At 40.5% G+C, this 16,936-nt stretch carries 12 protein-coding genes and 1 tRNA gene; 9 read left to right on the forward strand and 4 right to left on the reverse strand.

The window, feature by feature from the left end; genetic code table 11:
- Window positions 1–12: 12 nt before the first annotated feature.
- The 3 genes from mltG to BQ7997_RS24310 form a co-directional block, all read right to left on the reverse strand.
- A complete protein-coding gene (gene mltG / locus BQ7997_RS24300; RefSeq protein WP_073348545.1) occupies window positions 13–1,050 on the reverse strand; it encodes an endolytic transglycosylase MltG in 1,038 nt (345 codons plus the stop codon).
- Between the two features lie 501 nt (window positions 1,051–1,551).
- Window positions 1,552–2,430: a DNA/RNA non-specific endonuclease gene (locus BQ7997_RS24305; protein WP_073348363.1), complete on the reverse strand. Its 879-nt coding sequence runs from the start codon at window positions 2,428–2,430 to the stop codon at window positions 1,552–1,554.
- Window positions 2,431–2,460: 30 nt separating this feature from the next.
- On the reverse strand, window positions 2,461–3,042 hold the full coding sequence (locus BQ7997_RS24310; protein WP_044655981.1) for an epoxyqueuosine reductase QueH: 582 nt from the start codon (window positions 3,040–3,042) through the stop codon (window positions 2,461–2,463).
- Between the two features lie 167 nt (window positions 3,043–3,209).
- On the opposite strand from BQ7997_RS24310, the gene BQ7997_RS24315 reads away from it, so the two are divergent.
- Complete coding sequence (locus BQ7997_RS24315) at window positions 3,210–5,249, forward strand: toxin-antitoxin system YwqK family antitoxin (protein WP_073348546.1); 2,040 nt, start codon at window positions 3,210–3,212, stop codon at window positions 5,247–5,249.
- Between the two features lie 108 nt (window positions 5,250–5,357).
- Window positions 5,358–5,430 (forward strand) — tRNA-Thr (locus BQ7997_RS24320).
- A 219-nt stretch (window positions 5,431–5,649) separates the two neighbouring features.
- Here BQ7997_RS24320 and BQ7997_RS24325 read toward each other — a convergent pair.
- A complete protein-coding gene (locus tag BQ7997_RS24325; RefSeq protein WP_022139740.1) occupies window positions 5,650–6,858 on the reverse strand; it encodes an ROK family transcriptional regulator in 1,209 nt (402 codons plus the stop codon).
- Window positions 6,859–7,095: 237 nt separating this feature from the next.
- Here BQ7997_RS24325 and BQ7997_RS24330 point away from each other — a divergent pair, with 237 nt between their 5' ends.
- From BQ7997_RS24330 to BQ7997_RS24360, 7 genes are all read left to right on the forward strand, one after another.
- Window positions 7,096–7,542, forward strand: coding sequence for a NanQ anomerase/TabA/YiaL family protein (locus tag BQ7997_RS24330; RefSeq protein ID WP_073348364.1), 447 nt, complete (start codon window positions 7,096–7,098; stop codon window positions 7,540–7,542).
- Between the two features lie 226 nt (window positions 7,543–7,768).
- Window positions 7,769–9,010 carry an MFS transporter gene (locus BQ7997_RS24335; protein WP_022139738.1) on the forward strand — a complete coding sequence of 414 codons (1,242 nt, stop codon included), beginning with the start codon at window positions 7,769–7,771 and terminating at the stop codon, window positions 9,008–9,010.
- Between the two features lie 30 nt (window positions 9,011–9,040).
- A complete protein-coding gene (locus BQ7997_RS24340; protein WP_044654222.1) occupies window positions 9,041–9,958 on the forward strand; it encodes a dihydrodipicolinate synthase family protein in 918 nt (305 codons plus the stop codon).
- An 11-nt stretch (window positions 9,959–9,969) separates the two neighbouring features.
- On the forward strand, window positions 9,970–11,145 hold the full coding sequence (locus BQ7997_RS24345) for an AGE family epimerase/isomerase (protein ID WP_073348365.1): 1,176 nt from the start codon (window positions 9,970–9,972) through the stop codon (window positions 11,143–11,145).
- A 50-nt stretch (window positions 11,146–11,195) separates the two neighbouring features.
- Window positions 11,196–12,350, forward strand: a complete 1,155-nt coding sequence (locus BQ7997_RS24350) for a sialidase family protein (protein WP_235817350.1) — start codon at window positions 11,196–11,198, stop codon at window positions 12,348–12,350.
- An 11-nt stretch (window positions 12,351–12,361) separates the two neighbouring features.
- Window positions 12,362–13,639, forward strand: coding sequence for a sialidase family protein (locus BQ7997_RS24355; protein ID WP_073348367.1), 1,278 nt, complete (start codon window positions 12,362–12,364; stop codon window positions 13,637–13,639).
- 11 nt (window positions 13,640–13,650) lie between these two features.
- Window positions 13,651–16,917 carry a SusC/RagA family TonB-linked outer membrane protein gene (locus tag BQ7997_RS24360; RefSeq protein ID WP_073348368.1) on the forward strand — a complete coding sequence of 1,089 codons (3,267 nt, stop codon included), beginning with the start codon at window positions 13,651–13,653 and terminating at the stop codon, window positions 16,915–16,917.
- Window positions 16,918–16,936 lie beyond the last annotated feature (19 nt).

A 16,936-nucleotide genomic window follows, 5' to 3' on the forward strand; every position in this document is an offset into this window, starting at 1 on the left:
TTTATCACGAATTTACTTGAAAATCTTTCTTTCATTCAGTGCTTTCCAGTATTTTCTTGCATTTGCCATGTGGTCGGCATAATTGGATGCAAAATTGTGGGTTCCTGAGAAATCTTCTTTGGCACACATATAGATATAGTTATGTTTGGTATAGTTCAATACGCTGTCCAGACCTTTCTTGGAAGGGATACGGATAGGGCCCGGCGGCAATCCGGTATTTATATAGGTATTATAGGGTGAATTAACTTTCAGATGTTCGTTGGTGATACGGCGCAAGCCAAAATCTTGCAGGGCAAATTTTATGGTAGGGTCTGCCTGCAAAGGCATATCTTTATGCAAACGATTGATATACAGTCCGGCTACCATTGGCTTTTCTTCATTGTTGTTGGTTTCTTCCTCAACAATGGATGCCAGTGTACTTACCTCTTCCGGTGTCATTCCGATGGCAGTAGCTTGAGTGAGGCGTTTTTCGTTCCAGAAACGCTCGTGTTCCTTTTGTATACGCTTGAAAAAATCATCTGCGCTTATATCCCAGTATACTTGATAAGTTTCCGGTATGAAAAGACTGGGAAGGGTTGTCTCCGTGTATCCTATTTTGTTTTGAAAAGCAGGGTCAAACAGTCGTCCGGCGATTTCGGCGGAGTCTATCATAAGTTGTCTGCCGATGCTACGTGCCAGTCGGTCTAATGTCCGGACGCTTCCGATTGTGAGATTGATGGGTTCCTGGTAACCTCTTGAGAAACGGCTGTATACATGATAGACATTATCATTCGGGCGAATGGCGTAGCGTCCGGTATGAATGTTCTGTTTGAAATCCTTATATTTAGCCATCCAGTAAAATCCTGTGAATTTGTTGACATGTCCGGACTTCTTTATTTTATTATATATGGAGTCTGCTGTGTCATCCCGGTCTACATAAATATATACGGTTTTAGACGGACGGAATTGAGGAGCAAACAGGTAATAATAAACAGTTCCTCCGGCAATGGCACAAAAAAGGAATGCTCCGATCAGAATGGATAATAAAATGTTTCTCTTTTTCTTCTTCATCTTATGAGACGTTATTTTTGCAGCGTCAAAGATAACAAGAATTTGAATAGGAGTGATTTCTTTCTGAGAGGAATCTTTCTTTTGTGACATTTTTGCTCTTATATTAAGTATTATACCCGGAAAAACAAAAATGTCGCAGCGTTGATAATCAGACGATTATGTGTGTAAATAGGGTATAATTAAGATAAGTTTACAAAAAACATCTAAATGATTTCTGTTTTTTGAAGGAGAAAATTGCACTTTTTGTGCAATGTGTTGTTAATGAGGTGATTACTTGCTTTTATACGTATATGTGCTGATTTGTTAAGTTACAGTGGAGTAACTACGGGGAAGAACAAGTGCAACTGGCAAGTTGCCCAACAGTATCAAGCCGGTTGCACAAGTGTAACAGCTTAATATCCCGGCGGATTTTATTAATATACTGAAAGGATTACATTAATTGATAGGAAAGAAATCGTTAAGGTTACCGCATGATTCTAAGAAATTATGTGGTGTTTCTGATTAATTCGGCCATTGGAAATAGTTTGCTTCTGCTTCTATTTTATTCTCTATTTCATCGGGAAGTGACGCAAAGAAGTCCATGTTCGTAAGACGTTCGATGCTGTCTATGGTTACTGCGTATGTAGAAAGAGGCTCTACTGCCTGTTTGTTATTGAACAGGAATCCGATAGCCCGCATGGGTTTGACGTAAGGAGAGAGGATTACTTTGAAAAACTGCTGAGGTACTGCAACTTTATTTTTTCCTATTGTTTTTGGCTGTTTGTTTACGATAGGGCCACATATAATGACAATTGCGCTATCTGCAATAGCCCAATCCCGGATTTTCTCTTCCAGATTTTTCCATCCTCTCCTGTTTAATTGCGGGTGTTGCGGACACATATTACTGAAATAGAATGATTCTTTCATTGCTTGTGAACTCCATTTCATATCCGCAGCAGGTGCCATGTGTCCTTTGTCGTATCCTGAACGTGTATAGTCGGCATTAGTTGCAACCGAGCCTATTACCAGCGGATCGGCAATAAAACGGTCGTTTCTTTTTTCTTTTCCCTTTGTTTCTTTCCGGGTTAATTCATAGGAAACCCAATTGGGGAGCTTTAAATCTTTATTATATGAAACGGTGTATCCGGTATGGTGGATTATTTGTTCTTGTCGCGGAGTTAGCGATACCGGAATCTTCAACTCTTTGCCGGATGGAATTTGAAGTGATATGTTTGCTTGCGGCTCTTCCTTTTTTGTGCTGTCAATTTGTTGACAATATAAATAGACGCCATAAAGAATAGGAATAAGTGCAATGAGGACGATAATCCATCCTAATTTATAATTAGAGCGTGATTTCTTTTTGAATAATTTTCTGCTTTTGCCTTTTTTACTTCGATTCATTGATTTATTGACGATAATGGTATGTTGGTTTTACTCTTCTTTTCTCATGCTGAATTCACAACCACAATATTGCTGGTTGTAGAAATTATATTCTTTGATGATGGCGATACGGCGTTCGCTTAATCCACCTTTACGCCAATTCTGTTCCCAGTATGTGACATCGGGATAGTGTGCCGTGGCGTATTGTCCGGCTTCATTAATCTGTTCCAGGCTTTTCCAGCGGCTGGAAGCAAGGGTGGTAGTAATTACGGAAAATCCATGCTCGTGTGCATAACGGGCTGTTTCCAACAAGCGGACTTTAAAACAACGCAGGCAACGTCCCCCTCTTTCGGGTTCCTGTTCCATTCCTGTCATTTGGCATCGCCAGGCTTCGTGGTTGTAATCGGCATCAATAATTTCCAGCCCTAATGATTGTGCATAACGTGTACATTCATCTTTTCTTATATTGTATTCTTCCAGTGGATAAATATTGGGATTACAGTAGTAAATGACAGGGGTTATATTGTGTTGCATCAGACATTCGATGATAGCTGACGAACAGGGAGCACAACAGGTATGAAGTAAAATCTTGTCGGCTCCTCCGGGAACTTCGAGTTGGAATTTCTTTTTCATGCGGTAAAGTTAGTACATAATTTGCCATACCGCTCAATGGTTTATAATTTATTCAGAATAAAATCGGAGAGGGTTGGGGATGGGATTTTTGCTAAATGAATCAGAACGAATCAATTAATCTCGTTTTTTTTAGTAATTTTGCCCGCTCAACTCAATAACAGAACATGATGGATGAATTAAACAACGGGCAACAGGAACAATATGCTGAACCCGCTAAGAAAAAGAATACACAGAAAATAGTAAAGAGAACTTTGGTAGTGGCAGGATTAGCCTTGGTGGTATATGTTGTATATTCCATCGTTTATCTGTTTGTCTCGCCCGACCGTAATATCCAGCAGATTTATCTGGTTCCCGAAGATGCTGCATTTATTATACAGTCATCTGCTCCGATTGAAGATTGGGAAAAATTCAGCGGAAGTGAGACATGGCAATGTCTGAAGAAGGCGAAATCTTTTGAAGAAGTAACTGCGAGTGTGGAAAAGCTCGACTCGGTAGTAAAAAGCAATAAAGTACTATTGTCTCTTGTCGGTAAAAGAGACATGCTGATTTCACTTCATAAAACCCGTCCTACTAATTGGGATTTCCTGCTTGTCCTGGATATGCAGAAAGCGTCAAAGATGGATTTGGTAAAGGATCAGGTTGAAACGGTACTGGTAATGAGTGGCTTTAAGGTTACTAACCGAATGCATAATGGTATCAATATACTTGAAATGCGTGATCCTGATACGCGTGATATTTTCTACATTGCTTTTGTGGATAATCATTTGGTGGGTTCTTATACATCCGGCCTTGTCGAGTCGGCTATCGATTCGCGTAATAAACCCAAAATCGGACTCGACCAGTCTTTTATCGAAACGGAAAAATTAGTTTCGGGTAAGGGGCTTGTAAGGGTCTTTGTCAATTATGCACGCGTTCCTCAGTTTATGTCTATTTATTTAGGAACGAGAAACGAATATGTTGATCTCTTCAGTAACTCTATGAGCTTTGCCGGTCTTTATCTGAATGCAAACAATGACAGAATGGAGGTGAAGGGATATACTTTACGAAAGGACTCCGCCGATCCCTATGTTACTGCTTTGTTGAATTCGGGAAAACATAAGATGAAAGCGCATGAGATTCTTTCCGGGCGAACGGCTCTTTATACAAATATAGGTTTCAATAATCCGGTAACTTTTGTGAAGGAGTTGGAAAATGCACTTTCTGTGCATGATAAACTGTTGTATGATTCTTATCAAAATTCCCAGAAGAAGATTGAAGGATTGTTCGGTATCTCTTTAGAGGATAACTTTCTGAGTTGGATGTCGGGTGAATTTGCCATTACACAATCTGAACCGGGCTTATTAGGACATGAACCTGAACTTATTTTAGCCATCAGGGCTAAAAGCATAAAAGATGCCCGTAAGAATATGGAATTTATTGAGAAGAAGATAAAGCGGCGTACTCCGGTTAAGGTCAAGACTGTTAATTATAAGGACTTTGAGATTAATTATGTTGAGATGAAGGGCTTCTTCCGCCTGTTTTTCGGAAAGTTATTTGATAAGTTTGAGAAGCCATATTATACTTACGTGGATGATTATGTAGTTTTCAGTAATAAGGCTTCTTCTTTGCTTTCCTTTGTAGAGGATTACGAACAAAAGAACTTATTGAAAAATAATCAGGGATTTAAGGATGCACTTTCGTATATGAAATCCAGTTCTACTATTTTCTTGTACACAGATATGCATAAGTTTTATTCTCAGTTGAAACCTATGATGAATGCGAGTACATGGAACGAGATACAATCTAATAAAGATGTTTTGTATTCATTCCCTTATTGGACGATGCAGGTGATAGGGGATAACCGGTCAGCTTCTTTGCAATATGTTATGGACTATGCGCCCTATGAGCCTGAAGAGACTGTTGCGGTTGTAACTGATGAGGATGACGAAGAAATGAACGAAGATGCTGAAACCGAAAAAGAACAGATGAGCGAACTGAAACGTTTCTATGTAGAGAAATTTGAAGGAAATGTTCTGCGGGAGTTTTATCCGGAAGGCGCATTGAAGAGCGAGTCGGAAGTCAAAGAAGGAAAACGGCATGGACGTTATCGTGAATATTACGAAGATGGTACTTTAAAACTTCGCGGAAAATATGCTAATAATAAACCTAAAGGTACGTGGAAATACTATACCGATGAGGGGAAATTTGACCACAAAGAGAAGTTTTAGATTTAGCCAACAAAAGCCGACTAAAAAATAACTTCAAAAAAATAGTCGGATTCTTTTTGTTTTCTCAAATAAAGCTGTAATTTTGCACGCCGTAAACGAGAGACAAACGCCGCTATAGCTCAGTTGGTAGAGCAACGCATTCGTAACGCGTAGGTCGCCAGTTCAAGTCTGGCTAGCGGCTCTCAAATAAAACGCTGATTATTAGTTAAATAATCAGCGTTTTGTTTTATGTGGAATTTCTTTTGTATGAGTGGGGTGTCTCCCTTTATATGAAATTTATGTGAAATATAAAAACGAAATTTATGTTGAGTCGCATTATTGTTTTAGTCATCGCCGGAGTTGCCGTGGTCTATATTGTTCGTTTTATAGATAACTTTTTCTCTCAGCGCAGAAGATAAAATCAACTTTCAAACATCCGGCTGCGTGCCAGCATACAAGCGCCGACGATACCGGCTTTGTCTTTCAGTTTGGATGTCACAATGGCTGAATCCTTATTGACCAGATTTAGCGAGTACTTGCGTACTGCTGTTTTTATCGGCTGGGTGATATAATCGTCAGTCAAAGATAGGGTTCCGCCTATGATTACCAGTTCAGGGTTGAATATATTAATTAGCCCTGCGATTTGTTTTCCCAGTTTTTGTCCGATCTCTTCTACAATTTCAATGCAGAGTGGGTCTTCCTTGTTTACGGTAGCTATAATTTCATCCAAAGTAAGAGGATTTTCTTTGGCTAAAATCCGGTTGGATAGGATAGAACTTTCTCCTTTCTGGATGCGTTCTATTAATATTCGATGAAGAGCTGAACCTGACGCTTCCGTTTCCAAGCATCCTTTTTTACCACAGTGGCAGATGATTTCATTGTCAAATACATTTGTATGCCCGAATTCTCCGGAAAATCCGGACTTTCCGGTATATATTTTCCCATCAATGATAATGCCTATGCCTAATCCCCAACTGACGTTTACAAAAATAATGTCTTTTTCCCCTTTTACGCATCCTTTCATATATTCCCCGTAAGTCATAGCGCGTGTATCGTTGTCTATTGTTACCCGGAATCCGATTTTTTCAGTTAATACTTCCGCCAAGGGTCTCTCTTCAAAATTAAATTGACTGAAGCTATATCCGGATTCTGGGTTGACTCTGCCGGACACATTTATATTGATATTTAATATTTTATCATTATCTATATCTGCTTTCTTTATGAATTGCAGAATAAGTTTGCATAACTCTTCCAGTGCTTCTGAAGTGTTTTCTGATTTAAAAGGGATATTCATTTTTAATTCTACCATATCGCCTTTGAAATTAATCAGTCCTATATTAATGGCAAACTTTTTAATATCTACTCCTATAAAATAACCGGATTCGGGATTTAGTCCATATAAGCTGGGGTAGCGTCCACCGCTCGTCTCCAATTTGCCATAATCGTTTATATATCCTTCTTCGCACATTTCACTAATGAATTTTGTGACAGTCGGAACACTGAGATCCAGTTCTTTTGCTAAATCTGTAATAGTAGAACTACCATTATATATATAATGTGTAATAATCTTCTTTTTGAGAAGAGCGTTCTTGGTTCCTGCTTCTATTTCTTTCAGTAAATGTTGTTTCATCTTAGTCCTTCTTTATTGTTTGAGGCAAAGATAATAAATTTATTTATTAATGGAGATTTGTTTGATTTGAATTTAGTAGATGCTTTATTTATCCCTCTTCCTGAATATTGTATTAAAATGAATAATATATAAATCAAGAATCTATATATTGAATAATTTTATTAATAACATCCATTATATTAAATATTTCTTTTATATTTGCCCTTCTATTATTTAATTATAAATGAAAGGAAAAATATGATTGTATCTAATCTGCAAAACAGTCAGCGTATCGAAGGGCTCCACCCTTTGTTCAAGCCCTTGTTTGACTATGTGAAAACCCATGATTTGCTTCATACGGATTTGGGGCGTATTGAGATTGATGGTGAGAATTTGTTTATCAATAATGTAAATCCGGAATGTGTATCTCCTGATAAGCAAGTTTTAGAATTACATCATGACTATATTGATGTGCATATCTTGTTGGAAGGTGCGGAAACAATTGGTTGGAAAGCCTTGGAGGACTTACAAAAAGAGGTTAAGGCATATTCTAAAGAGGACGAGTGCGCCTTATATTCAGATACTCCGACTACTTATGTTAATCTGCTTCCGGGGCAATTTGTAATAGTGTATCCGGAAGATCCCCATGCCCCGATTATTGGTCATGGCAAGATACGTAAATTGATAGCTAAAGTACGGCTATAAATTGTTATTGTTTTTATTTTGTAGTATCGAAAATAACATGGAAAAGGTGGTATCTCTTATTAATGAGATGCTGCCTTTTGATATATATAAAGCATTATATCTTCTTGCATGTTTTATAAATAAACGGATATATAATAAAATATTTAATTAAATGTTTGGATAAAAATAAAAATAGTATTATGTTTGCAATGATTTAATACGAGTGAAACATAAAAAATTACTTTATATGAAAAACAAAAGTATTTACCCATGGGTGGTTGTCGGTCTGCTATGGATAGTAGCGTTACTTAATTATATGGATCGTCAGATGCTTTCTACGATGCAGGAAGCTATGAAAGTAGATATCGTAGAGTTGAATAAAGCTGAAGCTTTTGGAGCTTTAATGGCTATATTTTTATGGATATATGGTTTTATGAGTCCTGTTGCGGGAATTATCGCCGATAGGGTAAATCGTAAATGGTTGGTGGTCGGTAGTCTTTTTGTTTGGTCAGCGGTTACTTTTTTAATGGGGTATGCTCATAACTTTCACGAGCTTTACTGGTTGCGTGCTGTCATGGGAGTCAGTGAAGCGTTGTATATTCCTTCGGCTTTATCGTTGATTGCTGACTGGCATGAGGGAAAATCCCGCTCTTTAGCTGTAGGAGTTCATATGACAGGGTTGTATGTCGGGCAGGCTATCGGTGGTTTTGGGGCTACGGCTGCTGCCGCTTTTTCCTGGCAGGCTACTTTTCATTGGTTTGGCATTGTAGGTATTGCTTATTCTTTGGTACTTATATTGTTTTTGAAAGAAAATCCTATTCATAATATATCTATCAAAAAAATAGATAATGCTCCTGAAGAGAAGAAACCTTCCATTATAAGTGGACTTTCCTTGCTGTTTACTAATTGGGCATTTTGGATTATTCTTTTCTATTTTGCGGCTCCCAGTCTTCCGGGGTGGGCAACAAAGAATTGGCTTCCGACTTTGTTTGCGGATAGCTTGAATATTCCTATGTCCGAAGCGGGACCGATATCTACTATAACAATTGCCGTGTCTTCTTTTATCGGTGTTATTTTAGGGGGAATCTTATCTGACCGTTGGGTGCAAAAAAATATTCGCGGGCGTGTTTATACCGGAGCCATCGGTTTGGGTATGACTATACCGGCTCTGCTCCTGCTTGGGTTTGGACATAGTTTTGTTAGTGTGATTGGAGCGGGATTGCTCTTTGGTATTGGTTTTGGAATCTTTGATGCAAATAATATGCCTATTCTATGCCAGTTTGTATCAGCAAAACATCGTGCGACGGCTTATGGAATTATGAATATGACCGGTGTGTTTGCGGGAGCTGCCGTGACAGAAGTTCTTGGAAAGTGGACAGACGGAGGAAGTTTAGGACAGGGATTTGCAATGCTGAGTATCGTGGTAGCTGTAGCATTGGTACTTCAAATCTATTTCTTAAGACCGAAGACAGATAATATGGTAGATTAAGAATATAATAACTTTATAAAAAATAAAATGATGGAACGAATTAAAGGACTTATCGATGCACCGTTTACTCCTTTTTACGAGAATGGTGAAGTGAATTTGGAACCTATTGAAGCATATGCCAAGATGTTGGTAAAGAACGGACTCCAAGGAGTATTTATCAATGGTTCTTCCGGTGAAGGTTATATGTTGACAGAAGAAGAACGTATGTTATTGGCAGAGCGTTGGGTTGCTGTCGCTCCCGAAGGCTTTAAAGTTATCGTGCACGTCGGTAGTTGCTGTGTAAAGGCCAGCCGTATGTTGGCTGAACATGCACAAAAAATAGGCGCATGGGGAATTGGTGCTATGGCTCCTCCTTTTCCGAAGATTGGCCGTATTGAAGAATTGGTAAAGTATATTGAAGAGATAGCATCCGGTGCGCCCGAACTTCCCTTCTATTATTATCATATTCCGGCATTCAACGGTGCTTTTCTGCCAATGGTTAAATTACTGGAAGCGGTAGACGGACGTGTTCCTAACTTTGCAGGTATTAAATATACTTTTGAGAGCATGTATGAATACAACCAATGCCGTTTATATAAAAACGGAAAATATGATATGTTGCATGGACAGGATGAAACAATTCTTCCTTGTCTGGCTATGGGTGGTGCTCAGGGCGGTATCGGCGGAACAACCAATTATAATGGTAAAGAACTGGTTGGCATCATCAAAGCATGGGAGGCTGGTGATATCGAAACAGCCCGTGAACGTCAGAACTTCTCACAGGAAGTAATAAATGTGATCTGCCATTTCCGTGGGAATATTGTTGGCGGAAAACGCATAATGAAATTGATAGGACTTGATTTAGGCAAGAACCGTACTCCTTTCCAGAATATGACAGATGAGGAAGAAGCTCAAATGAAAACGGAACTTGAGGCAATTCATTTTTTTGACCGATGCAATAAACTTTAAAAACGCATAGCATGAATACAGCAGATTATTTGAATAAGTGGGCCATATCCTATAAAGACGATATAATAAATAATATTATGCCGTTCTGGATGAAGTACGGGCTGGATAAAGAACATGGTGGGGTGTATACATGCGTTAATCGGGATGGTAGTTTGATGGATACAACGAAATCTGTCTGGTTTCAGGGACGTTTCGGGTTTATAGCTGCATATGCATATAATAATATAGAGAAAAATCCCCAATGGTTGGCGGCATCCAAGAGTTGTATCGATTTCATCGAAGCGCATTGCTTTGATACGGATGGACATATGTTCTTTGAAGTCACAGAAGATGGAGTCCCGTTGCGTAAGCGCCGTTATGTGTTTTCAGAAGGTTTTGCGGCAATAGCAATGGCTGAATATTCATTGGCAACCGGTGAAAAGGAATATGCTGAGAAAGCATTGGAAATCTTCAAGCGTACACAGCATTTCCTGGATACTCCGGGAATGCTTGAACCTAAATATTTGCCGGCTATGTCTTCAAGAGGGCATTCTATAACGATGATCCTGATTAATACAGCTTCCCGTATCCGGATGGTTATTGACGATCCGGTGTTGACAGAGCAGATAGATGCTTCGATCTCCGCCTTGCGTAAGTATTTTATCCATCCGGAGTTTAAGGCTTTACTTGAAATGGTAGGACCTGATGGTGAATTTATCGATACATGTAACGGACGTGTCATAAATCCGGGCCACTGTATTGAAACCGCGTGGTTCATTATGGAAGAAGCTAAATATCGCAATTGGGATAAGGATTTACTGCAATTGGCTCTTCAGATTCTCGACTGGTCTTGGGAATGGGGATGGGATAAAGAGTTCGGCGGTATAATCAATTTCCGTGATTGCCGTAATCTCCCGGCTCAGGACTATTCTCAGGATATGAAATTCTGGTGGCCGCAAACAGAGGCTATTATTGCCACTTTATATGCCTATCAGGCCACAGGGGATGAGAAATATATTCAGATGCATAAACAAATCAGTGACTGGACATATGCTCATTTTCCTGATAAGGAATATGGAGAATGGTATGGTTATCTTCACCGTGATGGTACTGTGGCACAACCAGCTAAGGGAAATCTCTTTAAAGGTCCTTTCCATATACCTCGCATGATGATTCGTAGTTATATGCTTTGCAGGGAGCTTTTGTGAAGTAATATGTAACTTTTCTGATAAAATCTAGAACTATTACTATGTGTATTATGAAGAACATATTATTTGCGGGACTTATGCTTTTCTTTTCTTGTATGAAAGGAGAAGCGCAGTCCGGTGCAAAAAATATTTTCCCGGAGTTTCCTAAATATACCGTGTTTTCAGCAGGAGATGATAATGTGAATAGTTATCGTATTCCATCATTATTGACAGCGAAAGACGGCTCTTTACTTGTGTTTTGTGAAGCACGTAGAGAAAGTTGGAAGGATAAAAGCCGTACAGATATAGTAGTGAAACGTAGTACGGATAATGGGCGGACATGGTCAGTTATGCAAGATTTGACTCAGGGAACCACCGGTGCTTATATGGATCCGACTCCTCTTTTAGATTCAGTTACCGGCAGAATTTTCCTTTTTACCACTTTTTGGCCGGCAGATGATCACACAGGTGCCAAAAATCGGGCAGTCTTGCTGACTTCAGATGACAATGGTTGTACATGGGCTGCTCCTGTTGACGTGACTGATACGTTAATGCCGAAAGGATGTCGTATTTATGGTTTTGGGCCGGGAGCCGGTCTGCAAATGGTGGGTGAAAAATATAGAGGAAGACTGATTTTACCGGCTCGTGTATCTGAAGTCACTGGTGAGAAAGCCCATGATGTAGCTATTTATTCCGATAATCATGGTAAAACATGGAAGATGGGTGGCAATGGTGATAATGATGATGAATTTCAGATTGCAGAGTCACCTGCCGGAGTCTTGGTTTATAATGCCCGTGTTCCCAAAGCACGAATGGTGTCATTCAGTGTAGATGGGGGAGATACATGGAGTAAGGCTGTAAAGGAACCTGCTTTGCCTGGTGTATCTAAAGGATGTCAGGCAAGTGTATTGGGAAAGGGCAAAACGCTTTATTTCTCGGGGATACAAGGAATACCGGAGACATCCGAATATGATGAACGTGCAAAACTTACTTTATATAAAAGTGAGGATGGTGGAAGGAAATGGGATAATGGGCTACTGCTATATGATAAAGCTTCCGGATATAGCTGTATGTCTTTCTTACCGGACGGACGAATGGCTATAATCTTTGAAACGGCAGATACTCGGTCGTTTACTCGTAAATCATTACCTGATACGAAACCTCTTAAGCGTCCGGCTGATTGGATGAAGTTGGATTTAATTTTAGTGCCTGTTATTAATCTTTAATTTTTTTATTTATGAAAAATATATTTAATACGTTTTGTTATATTCTGAGTTTGCTTACTATTATTGCCTGCTCGGATGATAACGTTAATGACTTTAGTCCGGTGCCCTATCCGGATGAAGTCGTGAACCCTAATCCTGAGCCTAACCCTGATCCTGATTCAGAACCGATATGGGAGATAACTTCTCCAACAATAACCGTATTCAATTCAAAAGCAAGTAATGACATTTCGTATCGTGTCCCTGCCATTGCGGTTACGAAGAAAGGTAGTATACTCGTATTTTGTGAAGCTCGTTATGGAACTTGGCAAGACAAAGCTGGCCGGACGGATATTCTGATGAAGCGTAGTACCGATAAAGGGGCAACATGGACTGAAAAGAATTTAACCAGTCAAGCTACTTCATCAAAGTTGTCATATATGGACCCGACTGTTGTAGTCGACCAAGTTACGGGGAAAATCTTTTTGTTTACTTCTCTGTGGGATGCTGTAGGCAAGGAGTCTGCCAAACAAGGCTATAATAATAGAGCTATCATGTACACTTCGGAAGATGACGGATTAAATTGGACAAGAAAAGATCTCACAGACGAGGTGGAAATTGGTATTTTTAGCGGTGCGACAAGAATGATTGGTAGCTTCGGTCCCGGCTCCGGAGTGCAAATGACGTCAAGTGAGCAATATAAGAATCGGTTGATTGTTCCCATACGCACATTCAAGGTAAATGAAGATGCCGGTACTGTTTCAAACGGTGGAAATACGGCCATGTGGTCGGATGACAACGGAGTGACATGGGAAACCGGACAGCCTAACAAGTCCGGTGAATGGACAGTTACGGAAGCTCCTGACGGTGCTTTGATTGGAAATATCCGTTATAAAGGATATCGCCAGAATTATGTAAGTACAGATGGTGGAGCCAAGTGGCCTTCTTTCTCAGACTATGATCCGACAGCATTACCCACTCCTGCTAATGGTTGTGCAGGAAGTGTTATCGTAAAGGATGACTGGTTGTATTATTGTGGACCGAAAGGGATTACCGAAACGGGTGCTCATGATGACCGTGGTATACTATACTTGGCTAAGGCCAAATTCTTTGGTGGCCATTCGCATACATTCGAGCCGGCAGACCATATGGTGCTTTATGACAAAGCGGCAGGATACACATGTATGGCACTTCTGCCTGATGGTGATATGGCTATTGTTGCCGAACTCGGTAATGAACCGGGATTCCAAAAACTATCGACTCGTCCGGCCGGATGGATGAGATTGGAATTATTTATATTATCTACTAAATAACCTCTTTTAATATGAGAAAAATACATTTAAAGTACTGCCGGGAAGTAATATTCGTGGTAGTGGCCATGCTTTGCTCCATTGGTAGCATGTATGCACAAGTCGGGCAGACGGTAAGTGGTGTTGTGAAAGATGTTACAGGAGAGCCTTTGATTGGTGTCTCGGTATTGGAAGTAGGCACATCAAATGGTGCCATTACTGATTTGGATGGAAAATATACGTTAACATTGACAAAGAGTAAATCAGTTCTTGCTTTTTCATACATAGGTTATGTTCAGCAGAATATTCATGTGGATGGACGTAAGAATATTATGGTAGTGATGAAAGATGATGCTATAGGTTTGCAGGAAGTCATAGTCACAGGTTATGGCAAAACCGTTACTAAAGATAAGCTGACAGCGGCTATTTCCAAAGTCTCTTCCGAAGTTCTGGAGAAAGGTGTACGTTCTAATCCGCTGACAGCTTTGGCGGGTACGGTTACTGGTGTACGTGTTACACAGACTTCCGGTCAGCCGGGAGCAGGGCCTTCCATTCAAGTGCGTGCGGGAGCTTCCTTGAATGGTAGTGGTAGTCCGTTGTATATTATTGATGGTGTGCAGAAAGACGATATGAACGACATCAACAGTAACGATATTGAATCTATCGAAGTCTTGAAAGATGCTGCTGCGACAGCGCTTTATGGTGCACGTGCCAATAACGGCGTAGTTCTGGTGACCACAAAAAGCGGTCATGTGGGGAAAACAACCGTAACATTGAACGTAAATATCGGTAAAGGTTTTGCCCGCGACAACTACGATTTTATGAATGCCCGCGATTATCTGTATTGGGAACGTATGGCGGCAAAACGTAGTGGAGATGACATGAATCTTGTGAACGGATGGGGTACAGGAAATGATATCACTGCCGACGGAAATAAAAGCAGCAACGGTATCTATAGTACCTCTATTCTGACGGATAAGAACAAATATCTTTTGGATTATGGTTGGCAATCGATGAAAGATCCAGCGTCAGACAATTATCTATTGTTCAAGGAAACTGATTTTATGAAGTTGAATACGCAGGATGCTTGGACGCAGGATTATAATGTCTCTTTCTCCGGCGGAAACGATAAAGGCAAATACTACTCAAGTATCGGGTATTATGATGAAACAGGTTTTCCATTGGAGTCGGGATACCAACGTTTGTCTTTCAACCTGAACGGTGAATATAAGATCAAGAGCTGGCTGAAAGCTTCCGGTTTCGTGAATTTCTCACGTTCGGAAACTAATCCCAACTACATGAGCGACGCTAATTTCTGGAGCGTGGTAGCTGCTGCTCCGCCTACTTTCAAAGGAGCTAATCTGGACGGAACGGTTATCACACTACTCAACAATACCCAAAATGCCAATTGGAATGAAATGAAGAACTACTACTATCGCAGAAATACGGCTTACAAGACCACATTGGGAACTTCTTTCCAAGTGGATTTGATGAAAGGACTGAGCCTGAAACTGAGCGGTATGTGGTATCTTTGGATGAAGGAAACAGAATCTTTTGATAAAGAGTTGCCTACCGCTCCCGGTAAGTTGAATTCTAACCGCAAGGCTTCTGCTACTTATGCACGTAAACTGGATCAGACTTACAACGCCATTCTTAATTACAATGCATCATTCGGTGAACACAGTGTCAGTGCAGTCGGTGGTTTTGAAATGATAGACAAATACAACTACGGACTCTCGGCATCAGGTCAGGGAGCTACTTCCGATGACTTTATCGGATTGCAGTTCACTGCCCCGTTGGACGCAAACGGAAAATCCACCCGTAACATGTCTACCACTCACACACAGGAGCGCATCATGTCCGGTTTCCTGAATGCTACCTACGACTATAAGAGCAAGTATCTTTTCTCTTTCTCCGGACGTTACGACGGCTACTCCAAACTGGTGGACAACCGCTGGGGATTTTTCCCTGGTGTCAGTGCCGCATGGAACGTATATCGTGAGGAATTCATGGAGAAATATCTGGATATATTTTCCAACATGAAAGTACGTATGGGATACGGGCAGAATGGTAACGTGAATGGCATCGGACTGTACGAACTACAAGGCAGTTATGGAACAGCCGGTAACTACAACGGCATCTACGGCCTGTTGATTGACGATATTGCATATCCCGGACTGCGTTGGGAGAAAACCACCTCTTTTGATACTGCCATAGAATTAGGACTGTTTAATAAAGTAGACCTGACAGTAGGTTACTTCAACAAGAAAACTACCGATTTGATTGCCAATGTACCTTTGGCTTCTTCATCCGGCGTAGGCTCAATGATGACAAACAACGGCGCTGTGCGTAGCCAGGGTATGGAGCTTGAAGTCAATTACCGTATTTTTGACCGTAAGGACTTTAAGTGGAATATAGGTGCCAACATTACTTTTGTGAAATCCAAAATCCTGCAATTACCTGATAATGGTAACGAGAACAACCGTCAGGGCGGAACGGAAGTTTATAAAGGCAAAGGTAGTAATGAAACCGTATGGAAAGGTGGAATGCAGGAAGGACAGTCTTACGGCGATATCTACGGATTCAAAATGATGGGCGTTGTGCGTGACGAAGCCGATTTGGCAAACTATGCTTATTACGTAGATAAGATTCCCTCTAAACCGGTATATGGTCCGGCAGCTTATGCGCAATTGACAGTTGAGCAGCAGAAAAATGCGCAGCAGTTAGCTCCAGGTGATGCTGTCTGGTACGATGTGAATGGTGATGGAACTATCGACACGTACGATCAGGTGAAGCTTGGTAATGAAATTCCAAAATGGATGGGTGGTTTCAATACGTCCGTTACGTGGAAAGGGCTGACCTTGTTTGCCCGATTCGACTATGCGTTGGGATACAAGAAGTGGAATAGCGGTTATCAATATTTCATGGGTATCACTTCCGGTCACTTTAATGTCCCGGATTTGGCTAAAAAGACATGGACAGAAGATAATCCGGGTGCGGAACTTCCGGTATTGATGACTAACGACACTAACTTTAAAAAGAACTATACCCGTAGCACTTCATTGTTTTGGGAAGATGCTTCATACCTGTGTGCCCGTGAGATTTCCTTGAGCTACGATTTACCTTCGCAGTGGACTAAGAAAGCCCTCATGGATAAAGTGACGGTGACGCTTACCGGACAGAATTTATTCTACATAACGGACAATCGTCTCTACACTCCCGAGTATGGAACCACCAGTAGCAACAAGGGTGGATATGCTTTGCCGAAGACAGTTCTGATGGGATTAAAGGTTGTGTTCTAAAATCATAAAGAAAGATAGC

Origin of the sequence: Bacteroides congonensis (assembly GCF_900130125.1) — a bacterium.
In the GTDB taxonomy this organism is placed as follows: Bacteria; Bacteroidota; Bacteroidia; order Bacteroidales; family Bacteroidaceae; genus Bacteroides; species Bacteroides congonensis.

Bases quoted from the DNA above. Each gene is read 5' to 3' on its own strand.
- BQ7997_RS24350 (WP_235817350.1), top strand. From the start codon at position 11,196: ATGAAGAACATATTATTTGCGGGACTTATGCTTTTCTTTTCTTGTATG.
- BQ7997_RS24310 (WP_044655981.1), bottom strand. From the start codon at position 3,042: ATGAAAAAGAAATTCCAACTCGAAGTTCCCGGAGGAGCCGACAAGATT.
- BQ7997_RS24340 (WP_044654222.1), top strand. From the start codon at position 9,041: ATGGAACGAATTAAAGGACTTATCGATGCACCGTTTACTCCTTTTTAC.
- BQ7997_RS24355 (WP_073348367.1), top strand. From the start codon at position 12,362: ATGAAAAATATATTTAATACGTTTTGTTATATTCTGAGTTTGCTTACT.
- mltG (WP_073348545.1), bottom strand. From the start codon at position 1,050: ATGAAGAAGAAAAAGAGAAACATTTTATTATCCATTCTGATCGGAGCA.
- BQ7997_RS24325 (WP_022139740.1), bottom strand. From the start codon at position 6,858: ATGAAACAACATTTACTGAAAGAAATAGAAGCAGGAACCAAGAACGCT.
- BQ7997_RS24315 (WP_073348546.1), top strand. From the start codon at position 3,210: ATGGATGAATTAAACAACGGGCAACAGGAACAATATGCTGAACCCGCT.
- BQ7997_RS24335 (WP_022139738.1), top strand. From the start codon at position 7,769: ATGAAAAACAAAAGTATTTACCCATGGGTGGTTGTCGGTCTGCTATGG.
- BQ7997_RS24330 (WP_073348364.1), top strand. From the start codon at position 7,096: ATGATTGTATCTAATCTGCAAAACAGTCAGCGTATCGAAGGGCTCCAC.
- BQ7997_RS24345 (WP_073348365.1), top strand. From the start codon at position 9,970: ATGAATACAGCAGATTATTTGAATAAGTGGGCCATATCCTATAAAGAC.
- BQ7997_RS24360 (WP_073348368.1), top strand. From the start codon at position 13,651: ATGAGAAAAATACATTTAAAGTACTGCCGGGAAGTAATATTCGTGGTA.
- BQ7997_RS24305 (WP_073348363.1), bottom strand. From the start codon at position 2,430: ATGAATCGAAGTAAAAAAGGCAAAAGCAGAAAATTATTCAAAAAGAAA.